This window comes from Novosphingobium sp. HII-3 (assembly GCF_002916655.1).
GTDB classification, from domain to species: Bacteria; Pseudomonadota; Alphaproteobacteria; order Sphingomonadales; family Sphingomonadaceae; genus Novosphingobium; species Novosphingobium panipatense.
In genome coordinates this window covers 19,258-36,139 of sequence record NZ_PPSM01000027.1, presented here as the reverse complement: position 1 = coordinate 36,139, position 16,882 = coordinate 19,258, and the positions used below count along the sequence as shown (strand labels likewise).

The window sequence follows — 16,882 nt, the reverse complement described above, 5'->3', positions numbered from 1 at the left end:
TCCACAAGGGCAGAATTTCCAAACATGGTATTGAACGTGGTATCGTCGTAGATCGCGTGAAAATTATCGGTTGTCTGCAATCGGTTGGAGGCTTAGTGTGGCTGCCACCCTCTCCGCCACTTACCCGCAGAATACTGCGGGTTACACCTCACATAATCGTTTATTATTAGGCGCTTAGGCCTGATTTGCGTTTGCCCGTATTCGGCGTTGACCGGGGGCAACCACGACCTGTTGTTAGGGTCGGTTTTAGGGTCGCCCCCGATACGCGCCGGGTCTACCTGAGCGGTCAGTCAGCTGTCGACTTCTGGCCAGTCAGGTAATTGGACCATCGCTCCATCAGCTTGCGGCGCTTGTCGAGGGCATCACCTCGGCGGTAGGCGCGTTCCACTTCGCTGCCGACTTCGTGCGCCAGCGCCATCTCGGCAATCTCGCGCGGTTCATTGGTACATTCACCGACCCAGTCGCGGAACGTCGAGCGGAAGCCATGAACCGTGACGTCGTCAACCTCCATCCTGCGCAGCAACATCAGCATGGCCATGTTGGAGAGCGGCTTGCTGTTAGACTGCCCAGGGAAAAGGAAGGTCCGGTGCCCGGCAAGGCCCCTGAGCAGTTCCATGGCCTGCGGAGTCAACGGCACGCGATGCTCCTTTCCGGCCTTCATGCGCTCCGCAGGAATGACCCAAATGCGCCTTTCAAGGTCGAACTCGCTCCAACGGGCATTGAGCACTTCCGAAGTGCGCGTGGCGGTGTGGATCAAAAGTTCCAGCGCGCGTGCGGCAAGACCGTCCTGCTCCTTCAGGTCGGCGAGAAACGAGGGGGCTGCCGTATAAGGCATAGCAGGCTGATGGCGCTTCGGTCCCTTGCGCTGCTTGCCCAGCAGGTGCTCGAGATTCCCATGCCATGCAGCCGGGTTGTGACCCGAGCGCAGCCCGAGAACGGTGGCGGCGCCGAGCACCTTTTCAATCCGTCCACGCACGCGCTTCGCGGTTTCGGTCTTCTTATGCCAGATCGGCTTCAGGATATTCTGCACGTCGGCAACTCCAATGGTGTTGACGGGGGTGTCCCAGATCGCCTTCGCGTAAGTGCGCAGGGTGTTCGGCCACTGCTGTCGGTGCTTGGCGTTCTTCCACCCCGGCTCCTGACTGGCGATGTAGTCCAGAGCGACAGCGCCGAACGTCGCTGCCCGGTCAGGCTTCGCGACGGGGCGATAGGCCTCGATGGGGTTGATGCCCTGGCGGACCATCGCTTCGGCTTCCCGGCGCTTGTCGCGGGCCATCTTGAGGCTCACATCGGGGAACGAGCCGAAGCCCTTCTGGCGCCGCTTGCCTGCAAATCGGAAGATGTACGTCCACCGCTTCGCCCCCGAGTTTGCGATTTCGAGGTACAGACCGGCCCCGTCGTGGTGCTGACCCGGGTCCTGCAGGCTGTTGATCTTGGTGGTGTTGAGGATATTCGTTTCGCGCGCCACGGTCAGCCTTCCATCAGGGGGCTGAACAGGCGGGGGGACGTGGCGATCTGCCACGGCATAGTCGTATCGGTAGGGAGCATCGTTGTCCTGCCATCAGGTATGTTCTGGGTGGAGGTGCTGCCGACGACTGGCGCAGGTGGTGTGGGGCGTTGCAGCCCGACCCACCTCGCCACGAACAGCGAGATCAACGATTTGGAGATTTGAGAGCGAGAACGAGATCAAGACGTGGCGCGGATTACGCCGCGTGGAGGCGGGCCTCCTGGAAGCGCGCGAGTTCCGCATGCGGGATGCGGCGTACGCTGCCAATGGTGAGGTAGCGGAGTTCGCCGCTGTTCATCAGCTCGTAGAATTTCGTCTTGCCGATGCTGAGGCGGTTACGCGCTTCGGTGACCGTGTAGTTCTGGATTTCCTGCAATTTCATCCTCCGGTTCGTTGTGAGGACTGGTCGTATATGCACGCAGACGGGCCGGTGCAAACACCTTGAAGGCGTCAGTTCAGGCTTAACGCTGAAATAGTTCTCAGCGGAGGTCCTGCTGGCTCGCGTGCAGGGAGATGGCGGGCCAGATGTCCTCGACCATGCTGTCGCTCAGGATGCCTGCGCCAACCGGCACCCACTCGGGTGCCGTCGGAGTGCCTTCAGGCCAGGTCAGAACGTCGACCGTCATCGACGGCCCCTTGATCATGTCCCAGGGGTTCTTTTCGTCAGCCGGGCCAGCGTAGTTGATGCGGAAATGCATCGGCACCTTATGTCCGATGAAATCCAGGGTGCCCTCCAGGAGGAACGATCCGGTCTGGCAGTCCCCGTCGTACCCTTCGACCATCTCCTCGAAGTCGGGTTCAGGGCCGGGTTCGTCGAGCGCGATGCCCAGTGCCGTCAGCAGGCTCTCGGTTTCCTTCTTCGGCGCTTCGCGGTTCAAACGGCGGACGAGTTCGTGGGTCAGGTAGTTCGGCAGATTCATCTTCATGTCCTTCATGCGGTCGCAACCAGGCGTCGGTGACGCATCGCGCGCCACGGTCCTGTCGTTTGACGGGTCTGTTTGGGTAGGGTCAGGCCGCAGCGAGGCGCTGCAGGTCTTCCAGAAGGGTCAGCTTGTGACCGGAAATCCGGTCCTGCGCGTGAAGCTGGCCGTCCCACAGGACTTCCAGCTTGCGGATGACGCCTGCAATGTCGGGTGCGTGCAGGTCGAGCAGCTCGTCCTCTGCGACAGTCAGCCGGTCTTCAATCGCGCGGCGATCGCCGGTCGCGGAACCAAGCTGTTGATGAAGGGCATCGATGGTGGTGGTGGCGCTGGCCCAAACGGTGGGCGCGCTGCTAATCGGCTGAGCAGCCATTGAGTCGTCTCCTTGTAAGACGGTTGATGGTCAGACCCGGCTGGAGGTTGCCGCCTCCGGTCGGGTCGTTAGTGGACGTAAGAGTCCGTGATTCGCCGTGCAAGTGCTGGCGCGGATTAAATTTTCTGACGGTACGGTGTCGTTGAGCTAGCTTCAGCGGCGCCGGAAGACGCGAACGACGCCGATCGAACGGTAGGTCAGCGTCATGAACCGTGCGTCGGTCAGACCCCGCTTCTTCGCCCAGCTCTTGGCAGAGGTCAGGACGCTCTTGGCGGTGTTCTCGTTGACGTAGGGCACGTCCATGTTGTCGCCGGGTTGGAGCTGATCGAAATTGTACTTGCCCCCCGATCCGAGAGGCCGACCCCGCTTCTTGGGCTGCGCTTCCATGTTGAATGTTCCTGAATGTTGGGCGCCGTTTAACCAGCGGTGGTTGGGCTGCCAAGCGTGTCGTAGGGGTTAAGTCAGGACTCACCCCAATTTTGTCGAATCGACGGAGGAGTTAGGTATTTAATTCTACCTAGAGCTTCTATCCCCCCCCATAGCAAAAATTAAAAGAGTATAAAGTCATGATTAACGTCAGAAAAAATATTTATATACCGGGGAGTGGACTGGGCAGGTAGAATTAATTCATCCTCGAAATCCCCTGAGCAGCTCAAACCCCTCTGGCAACGGTCCCGCCCACTGGAGGCCCTTGTGCCTGATCGTGTAGATGGCCCTCGGGGTGCAGCCGAAATCAGCGCAACGCAGACGGTACCATCCCGCGCAGAATGTTTCCGATCGATGATACAAGGTAACACTGCGCGGGTCTTTGAGGTTGAATTTTCCGACACGTGACGTGTGCTGACTGCCCATTATGCTCAAATTTCGATTCTGAGACTCGCTGAGCGTCTTTGTGCGACTTATGGGCGTCAGGGTGCCCCCTGGGGCGTTTTGACTCTGCATGAGTCTCTGAGGGCAAATTAGAAGGTGTGCCGAACTTCAGGCGTTCCTGCCTTTCCGTTCGATGTCATCGAGATAGGCGCACAACATGTCGGCCAAGGCATCGGCGTAGGCGGTGATCTGGTCATCGCTGCGAGGAGTTTCCGAGAAGCTGCCGCAGACCTGTGACAAGGTTGTCCGCACGAGGTCTGCTGCCAGTCCTCGGGTCGCATCATCCGCAGAGTCCAACGCCTCGGCCATGAAGTTCTCGAATAGCCGGGCGCCTGATGCACGCGCCTGGGCGGCTTCAGGAGCATCGCGGTACAACGGGGCGGCATCGGCGAGGGCGCGGCGCACCTCGGCTTCGTCGCACTCCGAGCGCAGAAAGGCATGGACCAGCGTGCGCAAGCGCACGGCTGGCGTCTGGGTCCTGTCCTCCAGGATCGTACGCAGCATGGCCGAGGTCTGCTGCCATTCGTCGCTCTGCAGCCGGAACAGGATCGCGGCCTTGTTCGGAAAATACTGGTAGAGCGAACCGACGCTGACGCCTGCGCGCTCGGCCACGCGCGCCGTGGTGAAGCGCGCTGCCCCTTCGTCGCGCAAAACCTGAACAGCAGCGGTGAGAACGGCAGAAACGAGGTCTTCCGAGCGGGCCTGCTTTGGCGACTTTCTCGAGGAAACCTGCGGATTTGCACGCGGAGCCATGGGTGGTCCTTCGGAATGCGATTAGTGAACCTGACGAATTAGTCGTATTTTCATCGCCATCGCAACCCTCCCGATGGAGATCACATGACCACGTTCACGACAGCCCCCGTCGCCCCGCTGCTCGAGCGCCTGTTCGGCCTCGATGCGCGCTCCATCCCCTCGAAGATGCCGGGCGTGTCCGACTACTGGAACACGCTGAGCGAGGCGGACAAGGAGCGCATCCTGCACAGCCGCACAGACTATCATGATTTCTACGCGCGCATGAAGGATGTGCCTTTGGCCGTTTCGCCCGAGACGGGGCGCCTGCTCTATATGCTGGCACGCAGCATAAGGGCGAGCAGCGTGGTCGAGTTCGGCACGTCATTCGGCCTCTCGACCATCTGCCTGGCCTCGGCGCTGCGCGACAACGGAGGTGGCAGGCTCATCACCAGCGAGTTCGAGCCGGCCAAGGTCGAGCGCGCCCGTGCCAATCTCGCCGAGGCTGGCGTTGCCGATCTGGTCGAGATCCGCGAAGGCGACGCGCTGGAAACCCTTGCGGCGAACCTGTCCGAGAGCATCGACCTCGTTCTGCTCGATGGAGCCAAGGGTCTGTATCTCGACGTGCTCGACCTGCTGCAACCGCGCCTGCGCCCAGGTGCGCTGGTGCTGGCCGACAACGCCGACTGCTGCCCGCCCTATGTCGAGCGCGTGCGCGATGCTGCCAACGGCTGGGTGTCAGTGCCATTTGCCGACGACGTGGAGATGTCGATGTGGATCTGCTGAGCCAAACGCGGGGCCGGGCGATATACGTCGCCTGACCACCGCATCCGATTTGAATTGCGCGCGGGAGCGGTGTTCATGGCTCCCGCTGCGCCGAAACAGCGCCCCCGGCCAAGATGAGGAAGGGTACCACCCTTTTTTCCAGCCGAAGGTGCGGATGCTGGCGGAAGGGGCCGGTCGCTCGCGGAATAATTTTTACGATTTTTGCCGTGCAGCCTGGCTTCACGGCAGAATGCTTCAGAGCTTGATTGATCCAGCCAGCGACCTGAATTTCTCCACGTCCTTGTCGAAGAAATAGATTTCCGGGGCTTCATAGCAAATCAGATAGAGTTGGCCGTTGACCATCGCACCCACGGCTTCGCCTTTACGACGGACGTCGTCGCTCTTGGTGAAGCTGTAGCTGAAGCGAATGCCCGAGTGGCCGTCCAGTTTGGCGGGCAGTTGCGTTTCGATGGCCATCTGGTTGACGGCATACTGGCTGCGATAAGTGGTCTCCAGCAGCGTCGGGATGTCCGTTACCAGCATATCGCCAGCCACCTTTGGCAGCGGGCTGTTTTTCTTGTCGCGTTCTCGCAGTAGTGGCTGGCCTGCAGCGATTCCGCCGAAGAATGTGACCTTGTTCAGTGAGTCGCCGTCCAACGTCCAGACTTCGACATTTTTGCCTCCGCTGAGGCTGAGCTTGTTCCATTCGCCTGCTGGCGTGGCCGCAATCCGCGATTTGGCGATGCCGGAGCGCGGACCGGGAGCTACCAATGAATTGGCGAGGCAGGGCGAGGACACGGTGGCGGCAAGAGCCAGGGTGAGAATCACGGAGCGCGACATGGTTGTACCTCAGTTCGCCATAAGCGTGTGGATGATCGCCGCGTCCGAAGCATCTGGTGCTTCGGTCAAATAGGCGGAGAGAGCGACGCGGCCTTCGTCGACTTGGCCATTTCGGATCAGCGCAAGGCCCAGATTGCGATCCAGTTCAGCGCCGGTGTAACCGGCAGCCTTGGCGTCGCGGTAGAATTGGCTGGCAAGTTGCAAGTCTCGCGGGTTCGCACGAGCACGGTAAAGTTCACCGCGTGCGAACAACAGGTCTGGAGTCCAGCCGCCGCGAGCTGCGAGATTCGATAGGATGTAGTCCGTCCCGCCGAAATCGTTGAGTTTGTTCTGGGCGGATAGGAAACGCGGCAGATAGGGAGCGAGTGCGGCCTGCAATTCCTGAGTGCGTGAATCACCTCCGGCAGGCATCTTATCCGCTGCCTCGGCCAGATAAACCGAACGGCTAAGCGAAGTCGGGTGGGTGTCGAAGAAACCGGCCGTGAAATGCTGATTGGCCTTAAGCTTACGACCCCGGGCGGTAGCTTCCTGTTCGGCCATCAGGGATTGCCAGATTTCCGAAGCGGAATGAGCTGGATACCCGGACTGTGCCGTGTATTTCAGGCCCAGCATATCCGCTGCGGTCTCCTGGTCGCGATTGAACTTGAATATGGAGCCAGCGATCGAGAGTTGCGTGCTGCCGGTGGGCGTGTTGGTGATGCCTCCCAGTACCGAAATCCATGCCATGACGTCGCTGCCTGTACGTCTATTTTTGAACCCGTTCAGGCCATGGCGAAGTTCGAAATGCGCAAATTCGTGACCGAGAACGGCGGCAAGTTCGCCCTCGTTGCGCACGCGCAGCAGCAGCCCGGATTGGACTTGCATGGCGCCATTGGGCATCATCGAGGCGTTGAATTGTGGATCCTCGATCGCATAGACGCGCACGCCCGCACACCGCTCCTGGCCGACTTCACGGCACAGAACGCCCAACAGATACCGCTCGAGATTGCCGTCGCGGATACGGAGATGACTATCGCGGAGCCTACGTTCGATCTCATCGGTCTGCATCCACAGGCCGCGCTCATCGACGTTGGTCGGCTCATAAGCCGGGCTGAATGGAGGAAGCGCGAGCGAAGGATCTGCAGCATGGGCTGTTGTTCCAGCCAACGCGACGAGTGCGCTGACTATCAGCGCAAGCGAGCAGCGCATTTCAGTTGCCTGCAGCGGCGACTTTGACCGGACGGCCGGGGAAACCTTCGAGCAGTTGACTCACGCGCTTTTGCGCGCCTTCCGCTGTACGCACGTCTCCGCCCATCTGGCGGTCAGCGTTGAGCCATACCAGTTCGCCGGTTTTCAGATCGACGAGGCCCGCATAGCCCTGATGCACGCCGGATGTCACACCAACGCCGCCGAGCATGCCGACGATCTGCAGCATTTTGCGCCCGGTCGAACCATATTCGTCATGCGTAGTGATGAAGAGTGCGTAGTCGGCGCCGCTGAGAGATGTCAGGCGTGCCAGGCCGTCGCCCATGCCCCAGTCGAAGCTTTTGCCATGCTTCTTGGTGGGCAGGCGATTGCCCGGGAAGAACTGATACTCGATCACCGAGTCGGCCACTGCGTTAAAGAGATGAGAGTACTGCGTCACCATCGGCCCGTCGCCGGTCGATTGATCGGAATATTCGACCACGACGTTTCCAAGCTTTGACTGTGCTTCTCCAAGCGCGGAAGTGAGATATTCGCGCGCCTGGGTGGTCCAGTCGGCGTTTGGTTCAAACATGCCGCCTGTGGATTGCGCCCCGACATCGATCACCGGGCGCATCAATACGATACGCACGGTGCCTGGCTTCAGCGCGAACCCCTCCTTGTTGCCGGTCTTCTCTTGCGCCATCACTGGCATGGCAACGCATACAGACGCCGCAAGTACAGCGGCGCGCATCCAGTTTCTGTTCTTCATGAGCCCCCTCATTGAATATTGAGGGCTTATCCGGTTTTTCCGGCAACTGGAAGAACCGAAATATGGATTAAATTTCGTTCATTCGGTGCTTCTGGCAGCAACGAGTTAAGCGGAAAATTTGGGGAATTATGCTTCAGAATCAGGATCTGCACTTTCCCTTAAGCGAGCACCCTGCAACGATAGGCGGCAGGTGTGCCGAAGCGTCTAATCAATTGATTCGAGGCTTGGCGCATGGGGCGGGGCGTCGCCGTTGGTCTAGGAATTGCTGCCTCGCCTTTCAGGCTGAAGCTCAACTGTCTGGGCGGCAAGACGCAGTGGAAATTTGTAATGGGTGCGGTTTATGAGTGATCAGTTTTTTAATTCACCGATCCTGAACTCGCCCTATGAAGAGCCGGTCCGGCATTGGGAGTTGGATGACGCCGGCCAGCCAACCAGTGTAATCGTTCCGTATCGGCGGAAAAGCGCACTCGTATCCCCCATCCCGAAAGCCAAGAAAGTTCGCGGCAAAGCTGCCGTCCAGCCGGACCTTCTGGCGGACGAACTGGGCCAGGAGTACAACCCCACCGAAGTCATAAACGGCATCCGCTCGCAGGTTGAGAGTTGGCGCCGGCTGCCGGAGAGCCAGTGGCAGGTCACACCTTCGACGGCTCGGCTTTTGCGTCACTGGCGCACACACGAGTTCGCCAATCAACGCCCGTTCTTCTGTCAGGTCGAGGCGGTGGAGACCGTCATCTGGCTGACGGAAGTCGCGCCCAAGTCGTCCTCGCAGGGCAGGCGCTTCTGGACTCACCTCGAAGCAGCGAACGCTGCTTCCAATCCCGACCTGATGCGCCTTGCCCTGAAGCTTGCGACCGGCGCAGGCAAGACGACGGTAATGGCGATGCTTATCGCCTGGCATACCGTCAACGCGGTGCGGCACCCCAACGCGAAACGCTTTTCGCGCGGCTTCCTTATCGTGGCGCCTGGCATCACCATCAAGGACCGGTTGCGCGTTCTCCAGCCCAATGACCCGGAAAGCTACTACAAAAGCCGGGAAATTGTCCCCGAGGACATGCTGCCGGACTTGGGCAAGGCCAAGATCGTCATCACAAACTATCACGCCTTCAAAAAGAAGGACGAGATGGCGCTCAACAAGGTGCAGAGGTCGGCACTGCGCACCGACCCGAAGCCTGAGAGCGATGGAGCGATGATTCGTCGCGTGGCCGGTGAATTGATGGGCATGAAGAATGTCGTCGTGCTCAACGACGAGGCCCATCATTGTTATCGCGAGCGTCCGCTCACGGACGAAGAGCAGAAGGCACTTAAGGGGGACGAACTCGCCGAAGCCAAGGAGAACAACGAGGCTGCACGGCTCTGGATCGCTGGCCTGGAAGCCATGAAGCGGGAGTTGGGCCTCAACATGGTCTACGACCTGTCTGCCACGCCATTCTTCCTGCGTGGCTCCGGTTATCGCGAGGGTTCATTGTTCGGCTGGGTCATGAGCGATTTTTCGCTCATGGATGCGATCGAATGCGGGATCGTGAAGCTTCCGCGCGTTCCCATCATGGACAATGTTCCCGGCGGTGAAACGCCAATGTTTCGAGATTTGTGGAAGCACATTGGATCGAAGCTGCCGAAAAAGGGACGTGGAAAATCCGGCTTTGATGATCCGCAGAAGCTGCCGAACGAACTCCTGACCGCTATCGATGCGCTATACGGTCATTACGAGAAGACATTCGATGCATGGAAGGCTGCGGGTATCGGTGTAGATCCCGTCTTCATTGTGGTTTGCAACAACACCGCGACATCGAAGCTCGTCCATGATTACATTTCGGGATATGAGCTGGAAGACGGGCATGGCAATCGTTCGCTTTTTGCCGGCAAGTGCAAGCTCTTCCGTAACTTCGATCCTGATGGCACAGCCCTTCCGCGGATGCGTACGCTTCTCATCGACTCTATGCAGCTTGAGTCCGGTGAGGCGATTTCGACGGATTTTCGTGATGCCGCTAAGGACGAGATCGAGAGGTTCAAGGAAGAACTGATCCAACGTACCGGTGACCGGGCCGCTGCGGAAAAAATCGACGACAGCACCATCCTGCGCGAAGTTCTCAATACCGTTGGGCGCCGCGGGCAGTTGGGCGAGGGCATCCGTTGCGTGGTTTCGGTCTCGATGTTGACCGAAGGGTGGGACGCGAACACCGTTACCCACGTCCTCGGCGTGCGCGCCTTTGGCACTCAGCTTCTGTGTGAGCAGGTCATGGGGCGTGCGCTCCGTCGCCAGTCCTACCAGTTGCAGCAGGATGGCCGCTTCGGCGTGGAATATGCCGACGTACTTGGCATTCCTTTCGATTTCACCGCCCAGCCGGTCTTGGCACCGATCAAGACGCCGCCAGATATGGTGCGCGTCCACGCAATGGTGCCGACCCGCGACATGTCAGAGATCCGCTTCCCGCGCGTGGAAGGGTATCGAACCGAGATGCCGCAGGACGTCATCCGGGCCGAGTTCACGGCGGACTCCGGGCTTGAGCTGACCCCTGAACTGGTTGGAGCAACGGAAACGGTCAACTCGGGGATCGTCGGTGAGCAGTCAGAGCTTACGCTCGATCACCTCGGGGAAATGCGCCAGTCTTCTGTGGCCTTGCGTCTGGCGGACTGGATCGTGAAGCGGCGCCTCACCGAGAGTGGACAACCGGTCAACGCTGGCTTGGTCATGCAGATGCGCACCATCGTGCGCAAATGGATGAACAACCATCTGGTCGTCAAAGGTTCAACTCAGCCGGCGCAGCTCCTCTACTACGCCATTGCGGATCGGGTGGCCGACCGCATCATGGCGGCTATCACGCAGGCTCAGGAAGGTGGCGGGCGTGTTCTGGCCATGCTCGATCCATACAATCGCGAAGGGTCGTCACGGAGCGTGAGCTTCATGACGAGCAAGGACCGGTATGAAACCGGTGAACGCTGCCATGTAAATTATGCTGTGATCGACAGCGATTGGGAGGCGGAGTTCTGCCGGGTGGCTGATAGCCATCGCCGCGTGCTGGCATGGGTGAAGAACCACAACCTCGGTTTCGAGGTCCCTTACACTGCGGGCGGCGAGGCTCGGCGTTATCGTCCCGATTTCATTTTGCGTCTGGACGATGGCCAAGGAGCCGATAACCCACTCAATCTCGTTGTCGAGATCAAGGGCGAGCGCGACGAAGACGACAAGGACAAGGCCCTTACCATGAGCACCCTATGGGTGCCCGGCGTAAACAACCTCGGTACGCAGGGGCGCTGGGCTTACGCCGAGTTCACCGATGTTTGGACGATCAAGACCGAGTTCGCCGCTAAGGTCGAGGCGTGGCTCGACGGTCTCGTCGCGGAGACGGTCGCGTGATGCCCTGTGATTACGATTATCGTAATTCCGTTTGCAAAGTTGGAAATCTCCAACTACCAAACACTGGTATCTGCCCCACGGGAGTAGGCCGGTCCGATGATCGAGGACTTATGCCGAAAGCGTGGGGCTTACTCGTTTTGGGCCAGTTTTCATGACCGGTCCGATCCTCACCCGACAGATTGCAATCCTGATCGATGGCGGTTTTCTGCTGCGCCGGCTGCCCAAGCTTGGCTTGGCTGGCCAAGATGTGGAAGCCGTTGCGGGCGCAGTCCGGCGCCTGTGTCGCCGCCATGTGGCCATGCTCACAGGTGCCCAAGACGAGCGGAACTGGCATCGCCATCTGTATCGGATCTTCTTCTATGACGCGCTGCCCTATGATGGCGCCGCCCATCACCCCTTGAAGAACCAGCAGATCGATTTCGACAAGAGCGATACCGCGAAGTTCCGTCGCGCGCTGTTCGCCGAGTTGCGCAAGAAGCGAAACGTGGCGCTGCGATTGGGCAAGGTGGTCCGCCACGATGACTGGTCGATGCCGACTCGAAAGCTCAAGCCGCTGTTGGGAACGCGTGACTGGATCGCTGGCCTCGATTTCGACGCCGTCGATGATCAGGGGCGGATAACGCTCGATCCAGAGCAGCTTGAAACCGTGAAGCGCCTTCAGAAGCGATGGTCCGAACTTGAGGACGACGACGTGGCGCTGGATCTGCGCCAGAAGGGCGTGGACATGCGCATCGGCCTCGACATAGCTGCGCTGACGCTCAAGCGGTTTGTCAGCACCTTGGTCCTCGTCTCCGGTGACAGCGACTTTGTGCCTGCGGCCAAGCTCGCGCGCCGGGAAGGTATGCAGTTCATCCTTGATCCGCTGTGGCAGTCCATCAACGATGATCTTTTCGAGCACATCGACGGGCTGCAATCCGGTCTTCCAAAGCCCAAGCCCAAACCACAATGAAACCGAAGTTCACCTGTCATGACTGATCCCATCGCATTTGGAACTCTTGAGGACGTCCAGGCACGTGTCGCCTGGGCGCATGAAGCTCATGTCTTTACTCCGTGGCTGGCCGAGAACCTGGATCGGCTGTCGAATGCCATCGGCATTCCGTTGGAACTTACCGGGCGCGAAGTTGGTGTCGGGCGCTACTCGGCCGACATTCTGGCGACCAACCCGATCGACGGCACCGTAGTGCTGATAGAGAACCAACTGGAGCCGTCGGACCACACGCATCTTGGCCAGATCATGACCTACCTGGCCGGGCTGGACGCGCATGTCATGGTCTGGGTCGCGCCGGACTTTCGGGCGGAGCACCTGTCGGCTATCCGCTGGCTCAATCAGCACACCGACGAAACCTTCTCGTTTTTCGCCGTGCGCCTTCGCGTGGTCCGTATTGCCGATAGTCCGCTGGCTCCGCTGTTCGACGTGCTGGAAAAACCCAACACTTGGGACAAGTCGCTTCAGCGGACAGCGCGGGCTGCCACGGCATCGACGACTTCGCCGGAAACGACTGCGCGTCGCGACACGTTCTGGGCCGCCTATGCTCAACTGGATCCGCAGGTTGAAACAGATCTCAAGGCGGGCGCAGGAGCTTCGGTGCGGTGGCGACCGGTGGGAGACACCGGCATCGTCGTCTCGCGCTGGACGGCAGTGAAGACTGCGGGGATTTTCTTGCGTGGTCGTCGAGGTCAAGGCGGTGCCGTGATGCGCCCCCGTTTCGAGGCTGCCGCGGCGCAGATCGAAGCGGAACTGGGCGTCCCTCTCGGCAACAACCTGGACTACCCGTTTGTGCAGGAGCGTGCCGTGGACTGGACCGATCCTGTTCAATGCGATGAGGCGGTGCGCTGGCTCATTGAACAGACGGCTCGGTACGAGGCAGCGGCATCGCGGTATCTCCAGCCGGAGAATGTCGCATGACACGGACCGACTTCGGCTACGAGTTCGCGTACATCGCGGTCGTCGATGCCTACAAATGGTGGATCAACAGCGACTTCGGGTTTCTGCAAGCCACTGGAGTGCTTGCTGCAGACGGGAGCGAGACGGGCGTGGCTGTCGGCACGTTCGATGTCACGACGATGCGAAGGATCGCGCGGGCCTACACTGTCAACCGCAACATTCCCGCGCACGCAGCGGATGCAGAAGGCCAGCGGCTCGCACAGGCACTGCAGGCTGCCGATGTCGAAACGTGGCTGTGCAAACCCTTCGCCGAACGGGCCAAGTGTCTGGCCGATTTCGTGCGTAGCAACCCGGTTCAGTTGGAGGCCGATGCCAACGGGAAGGTCACCGAGCGCCAACTGGCATCAGCCTTGTCGAAGCTGACCTGGTTTCTCCGCCCGAGGGACTGGACCATTTTTGACAAGTTCGTTGGCGCCGCTGTGCTCGGGCGGGATCAGGCCGGTATCGCGCAGATGACGGCGTATTATGAGACGTTGGCTCCAACCTGGGGTAAGGTCAGCACACAACTTGTAGATGAGGTGGACAAGGCAGGATTATGCCCGCTGCTCGGCTACCGGGTCGCGGACAAGTATCTGTTCGCGCAGGGTGTGGGGATGTACCGATCCGCCCTGCGCAAGAACGGTGAGGCATACGACAAGGTCGACTCCTCGCTCACCCTCGCGCAACGCTTCCAGAGTGGCGCCGTACAAACCCTCCTGACGGCATCCCGGGCGACCGGGCAGGTGCTCTCGCTCCATATGGGCGATACGCTTTCTTCGCTCGCCGCTGCCGTTTCTCCGATTTTATCTGCATCCGCATGGATCAAGGACCCCGCCTGATGGCCAAGAAACCCCTCACCGTCGAAACCCTCACGCATGATGAGGCGACCCGGAAGAATGCGCCGACGGCGGAATTGGAGGCGTTCGTGCCGCCAGCTGTGAAGACGCCGATCCAGGCGGTCTACGAGCGGCGCAATCCCGATCTCGATCCGCAGCTGGTGTGGCGGGGCAAGGACATGGCGGACTGGTCGGACCTTGTGGTCGAGGCGCCCCCGCTTTACATCCAGGAGAAGATCCACCCGAAGGCGCTGGTTGAGGATCTGAAGCGCGCGGCGAAGCGGCGGGCCGAGCCGGAGCCGATGGCGGACCTTTTCTCCGATTTCAACGGCGTGGCGCCCGAGGCGAAGACCGAGTTCTATGCGCACGACCAGCACTGGTCGAACCGCATGATCCTGGGCGATGGCCTGAAGGTGATGGCGAGCCTGGCCGAGCGCGAGGGGCTGAAGGGGCAGGTGCAGTGCATCTACTTCGACCCGCCCTATGGCATCAAGTTCAACTCCAACTTCCAGTGGTCCACCACGAGCCGCGACGTGAAGGACGGCAAGGCCGACCATTTCAGCCGCGAGCCGGAGCAGGTGAAGGCCTTCCGCGACACCTGGCGCGACGGCATCCATTCCTACCTCACCTACCTGCGCGACCGCCTGACAGTCGCCCGCGACCTGTTGACTGAGAGCGGCTCGGTCTTCGTCCAGATCGGCGATGAGAACGTCCATCGCGTGAGGGCGCTCATGGACGAAGTGTTTGGAGATGACAATTACGTCGTTGAAATATTATTTGCAAAAACGAGTAGCTCTACTGGAGATTACATAGCACCAACGGTTGATAGGCTTTTGTGGTACGCAAAGAGCAAGCCGTCTCTAAAGTATCGTCCATATATGATGGAGAAAAGGCCGGGCGAAAAGGGAGGGACAGGCTATCGCAATGCTCGAACCCCGTTCGGAGACCGGCGCCCGTTAACTAAAGAGCAGATGGGTGGTCAGGAAGTTATTCCTGAAGGGTGGAAAATTTACTTTCGTGACAATATAACCAGCCAAAGCATGGGTCGCTCAAAGGGCGAGGGGGCTGCGTCGTGGTTTCCCGTCCATATTGACGGCAAGGTTGTCCGTCCCGCTATGACTGTTCGTTGGAAAACGAATGAGGCGGGCATGGAGCGCCTTGGAAAGGCCAATCGGATCGAATTGAGCGGGTCTGATAACCTAGGTTATGTTCGGTATCTCGATGATTTTCGGGCATACGTACTCGGCGACTCATGGACTGACACTCTTGGGCAAAACCAATTTGGTGGCGACAAATTGTATGTTGTGCAGACTGGTTTAACGGTCGTTCAGCGTTGTATCCTTATGACCACCGACCCCGGCGATCTCGTGCTCGATCCTACCTGCGGGTCAGGCACAACGGCCTACGTCGCCGAGCAGTGGGGGCGGCGGTGGATCACCATGGATACCTCGCGGGTCGCATTGGCGCTCGCGCGGGCGCGGCTGATGGGCGCGCGCTACCCGTGGTATCTGCTGGCCGACAGCAAGGACGGGCAGCTCAAGGAAGCCGAAGTCACCCGCACGCCGCCTTCGATGGCGGTGACGCATGGCCGCATCCGCCAGGGCTTCGTCTACAAACGCGTGCCGCACATCACCTTGAAATCCATTGCCAACAACGCCGAGATTGACACGATCTGGGAGCAGTTCCAGCCGACGCTCGAAGATGTGCGCGGTCAGCTCAACGCGGCGCTTGGCGTCGAGTGGCAGGAATGGGAAATCCCGCGCGAGGTGGACAAGGAATGGCCGAATAGCACGAAGGCGATCCATGCCGAGTGGTGGGCGCAGCGCACCGCGCGCCAGAAGGAAATTGACGCCTCGATCGCGACAAAGGCCGATACCGAATACCTCTACGACCAGCCCTATGAGGACAAGGGCCGCGTGCGCGTTGCCGGTCCCTTCACGGTTGAGAGCCTATCGCCCCACCGCGTCGCAGCGGTCGATGTGGATGACAGCCTGTTCGACGAACTGGAGGCTGCCGAAGGGCGTCGACAGGCAGGCGAAGTGGGCGGGGGCGAGGCGGCGGACTTCGTCTCCATGGTGCTCGACAACCTGAAGAAATCGGGCGTGCAGCAGGCACACAAGGCGGATCGCCTCGTCTTCACTGCCACCAAGGGCTGGCCGGGCCGCTACATCAGTGCGGAAGGCCGAGTGCGCCAGTCCTCCGATGCCGAGGATACTCCCGAACGCCGCGCCGCAATCCTCGTCGGCCCCGAGTACGGCACCGTTTCGCGCGCCGATCTCACCGCTGCCGCGCGCGAGGCGATGGAGGCAGGCTTCGACCTGCTGGTGGCTGCCGCCTTCAACTTCGATGCGCACGCCAGCGAGTTCGACCGCATGGGCGCGCTCACCGTCTTGCAGGCCCGCATCAACCCCGACCTGCACATGCCCGACCTCGCCAACACCGGCGCGGGCAACCTCTTCACCGTCTTCGGCGAACCGGACATCCAGGTGCATGACGAGGCGGATGGTATGGTCTCCATCGAGGTGGCCGGCATCGACATGTACAAGGGCGGCCAGATCGAAAGCGGCGACGCCGACGACATCGCCGTGTGGTTCATCGACACCGACTACAACTACGAAAGCTTCTTCGTGCGCCACGCCTACTTCCCCGGCGCCAACGATCCCTACAAGGCCCTGAAAACCACGCTGAAGGCCGAGATCGACGCCGAAGCCTGGGAAAGCCTCAAGCGCACCCGCTCACGCCCCTTCCCGAGGCCGATCAGTGGACGTGTGGCGGTGAAGGTGGTCAACCACCTTGGCGATGAGGTGATGAAGGTGGTGGAGGTCTGATC

General features: G+C 60.2%; 15 protein-coding genes. 6 read left to right on the top strand and 9 right to left on the bottom strand.

The window, feature by feature from the left end; genetic code table 11:
• Nucleotides 1-286: 286 nt before the first annotated feature.
• The 6 genes from C2R25_RS11815 to C2R25_RS11790 form a co-directional block, all read right to left on the bottom strand.
• Nucleotides 287-1,468: a site-specific integrase gene (locus C2R25_RS11815; RefSeq protein WP_103729394.1), complete on the bottom strand. Its 1,182-nt coding sequence runs from the start codon at nucleotides 1,466-1,468 to the stop codon at nucleotides 287-289.
• 235 nt (nucleotides 1,469-1,703) lie between these two features.
• Entirely contained in the window at nucleotides 1,704-1,889 is a 186-nt protein-coding gene (locus tag C2R25_RS11810; RefSeq protein ID WP_103729393.1) for a helix-turn-helix domain-containing protein, read from the bottom strand.
• A gap of 97 nt (nucleotides 1,890-1,986) precedes the next feature.
• Complete coding sequence (locus tag C2R25_RS11805; protein ID WP_146049652.1) at nucleotides 1,987-2,427, bottom strand: hypothetical protein; 441 nt, start codon at nucleotides 2,425-2,427, stop codon at nucleotides 1,987-1,989.
• Nucleotides 2,428-2,515: 88 nt separating this feature from the next.
• Nucleotides 2,516-2,800, bottom strand: a complete 285-nt coding sequence (locus tag C2R25_RS11800; RefSeq protein WP_103729391.1) for a hypothetical protein — start codon at nucleotides 2,798-2,800, stop codon at nucleotides 2,516-2,518.
• A 153-nt stretch (nucleotides 2,801-2,953) separates the two neighbouring features.
• Nucleotides 2,954-3,187 carry a hypothetical protein gene (locus C2R25_RS11795; RefSeq protein WP_103729390.1) on the bottom strand — a complete coding sequence of 78 codons (234 nt, stop codon included), beginning with the start codon at nucleotides 3,185-3,187 and terminating at the stop codon, nucleotides 2,954-2,956.
• Nucleotides 3,188-3,778: 591 nt separating this feature from the next.
• Nucleotides 3,779-4,423 (bottom strand): TetR family transcriptional regulator, encoded by a 645-nt coding sequence (locus C2R25_RS11790; RefSeq protein WP_103729389.1) that lies wholly within the window; start codon nucleotides 4,421-4,423, stop codon nucleotides 3,779-3,781.
• A gap of 84 nt (nucleotides 4,424-4,507) precedes the next feature.
• Between C2R25_RS11790 and C2R25_RS11785 the strand changes: the two genes are divergently transcribed.
• A complete protein-coding gene (locus tag C2R25_RS11785) occupies nucleotides 4,508-5,185 on the top strand; it encodes an O-methyltransferase (RefSeq protein WP_103729388.1) in 678 nt (225 codons plus the stop codon).
• 234 nt (nucleotides 5,186-5,419) lie between these two features.
• Here the strand turns inward: C2R25_RS11785 and C2R25_RS11780 are convergent, their stop codons facing one another.
• The 3 genes from C2R25_RS11780 to C2R25_RS11770 are packed head-to-tail and all read right to left on the bottom strand — an operon-like array spanning nucleotide 5,420 to nucleotide 7,937.
• Complete coding sequence (locus tag C2R25_RS11780) at nucleotides 5,420-5,992, bottom strand: hypothetical protein (RefSeq protein ID WP_233203936.1); 573 nt, start codon at nucleotides 5,990-5,992, stop codon at nucleotides 5,420-5,422.
• A 21-nt stretch (nucleotides 5,993-6,013) separates the two neighbouring features.
• Nucleotides 6,014-7,192, bottom strand: coding sequence for a M48 family metallopeptidase (locus C2R25_RS11775; RefSeq protein ID WP_103729386.1), 1,179 nt, complete (start codon nucleotides 7,190-7,192; stop codon nucleotides 6,014-6,016).
• 1 nt (nucleotide 7,193) lies between these two features.
• The gene (locus tag C2R25_RS11770) at nucleotides 7,194-7,937 is read right to left on the bottom strand and encodes a hypothetical protein (RefSeq protein WP_103729385.1); all 744 of its coding nucleotides are present in this window, start codon (nucleotides 7,935-7,937) and stop codon (nucleotides 7,194-7,196) included.
• Between the two features lie 340 nt (nucleotides 7,938-8,277).
• Here C2R25_RS11770 and C2R25_RS11765 point away from each other — a divergent pair, with 340 nt between their 5' ends.
• The 5 genes from C2R25_RS11765 (at nucleotide 8,278) to C2R25_RS11745 (ending at nucleotide 16,880) form a co-directional block, all read left to right on the top strand.
• On the top strand, nucleotides 8,278-11,292 hold the full coding sequence (locus C2R25_RS11765) for a BPTD_3080 family restriction endonuclease (RefSeq protein ID WP_103729384.1): 3,015 nt from the start codon (nucleotides 8,278-8,280) through the stop codon (nucleotides 11,290-11,292).
• A 151-nt stretch (nucleotides 11,293-11,443) separates the two neighbouring features.
• Nucleotides 11,444-12,241 (top strand): NYN domain-containing protein, encoded by a 798-nt coding sequence (locus tag C2R25_RS11760; RefSeq protein WP_199183817.1) that lies wholly within the window; start codon nucleotides 11,444-11,446, stop codon nucleotides 12,239-12,241.
• Nucleotides 12,242-12,259: 18 nt separating this feature from the next.
• The gene (locus C2R25_RS11755) at nucleotides 12,260-13,198 is read left to right on the top strand and encodes a DUF4268 domain-containing protein (protein ID WP_103729383.1); all 939 of its coding nucleotides are present in this window, start codon (nucleotides 12,260-12,262) and stop codon (nucleotides 13,196-13,198) included.
• Nucleotides 13,195-14,055, top strand: a complete 861-nt coding sequence (locus tag C2R25_RS11750; RefSeq protein ID WP_103729382.1) for a hypothetical protein — start codon at nucleotides 13,195-13,197, stop codon at nucleotides 14,053-14,055. Before C2R25_RS11755 ends, C2R25_RS11750 begins: the two co-directional genes overlap by 4 nt.
• Nucleotides 14,055-16,880 carry a site-specific DNA-methyltransferase gene (locus C2R25_RS11745; protein WP_103729381.1) on the top strand — a complete coding sequence of 942 codons (2,826 nt, stop codon included), beginning with the start codon at nucleotides 14,055-14,057 and terminating at the stop codon, nucleotides 16,878-16,880. The genes C2R25_RS11750 and C2R25_RS11745 overlap by 1 nt, the downstream gene beginning before the upstream one ends.
• Nucleotides 16,881-16,882: the final 2 nt, after the last annotated feature.

What these genes read in the sequence shown, in the direction of transcription:
- C2R25_RS11755 (WP_103729383.1), top strand. Translation starts at nt 12,260, where the DNA reads ATGACTGATCCCATCGCATTTGGAACTCTTGAGGACGTCCAGGCACGT.
- C2R25_RS11765 (WP_103729384.1), top strand. Translation starts at nt 8,278, where the DNA reads ATGAGTGATCAGTTTTTTAATTCACCGATCCTGAACTCGCCCTATGAA.
- C2R25_RS11785 (WP_103729388.1), top strand. Translation starts at nt 4,508, where the DNA reads ATGACCACGTTCACGACAGCCCCCGTCGCCCCGCTGCTCGAGCGCCTG.
- C2R25_RS11760 (WP_199183817.1), top strand. Translation starts at nt 11,444, where the DNA reads ATGACCGGTCCGATCCTCACCCGACAGATTGCAATCCTGATCGATGGC.
- C2R25_RS11775 (WP_103729386.1), bottom strand. Translation starts at nt 7,192, where the DNA reads ATGCGCTGCTCGCTTGCGCTGATAGTCAGCGCACTCGTCGCGTTGGCT.
- C2R25_RS11805 (WP_146049652.1), bottom strand. Translation starts at nt 2,427, where the DNA reads ATGAATCTGCCGAACTACCTGACCCACGAACTCGTCCGCCGTTTGAAC.
- C2R25_RS11745 (WP_103729381.1), top strand. Translation starts at nt 14,055, where the DNA reads ATGGCCAAGAAACCCCTCACCGTCGAAACCCTCACGCATGATGAGGCG.
- C2R25_RS11770 (WP_103729385.1), bottom strand. Translation starts at nt 7,937, where the DNA reads ATGAAGAACAGAAACTGGATGCGCGCCGCTGTACTTGCGGCGTCTGTA.
- C2R25_RS11750 (WP_103729382.1), top strand. Translation starts at nt 13,195, where the DNA reads ATGACACGGACCGACTTCGGCTACGAGTTCGCGTACATCGCGGTCGTC.
- C2R25_RS11790 (WP_103729389.1), bottom strand. Translation starts at nt 4,423, where the DNA reads ATGGCTCCGCGTGCAAATCCGCAGGTTTCCTCGAGAAAGTCGCCAAAG.
- C2R25_RS11795 (WP_103729390.1), bottom strand. Translation starts at nt 3,187, where the DNA reads ATGGAAGCGCAGCCCAAGAAGCGGGGTCGGCCTCTCGGATCGGGGGGC.
- C2R25_RS11800 (WP_103729391.1), bottom strand. Translation starts at nt 2,800, where the DNA reads ATGGCTGCTCAGCCGATTAGCAGCGCGCCCACCGTTTGGGCCAGCGCC.
- C2R25_RS11810 (WP_103729393.1), bottom strand. Translation starts at nt 1,889, where the DNA reads ATGAAATTGCAGGAAATCCAGAACTACACGGTCACCGAAGCGCGTAAC.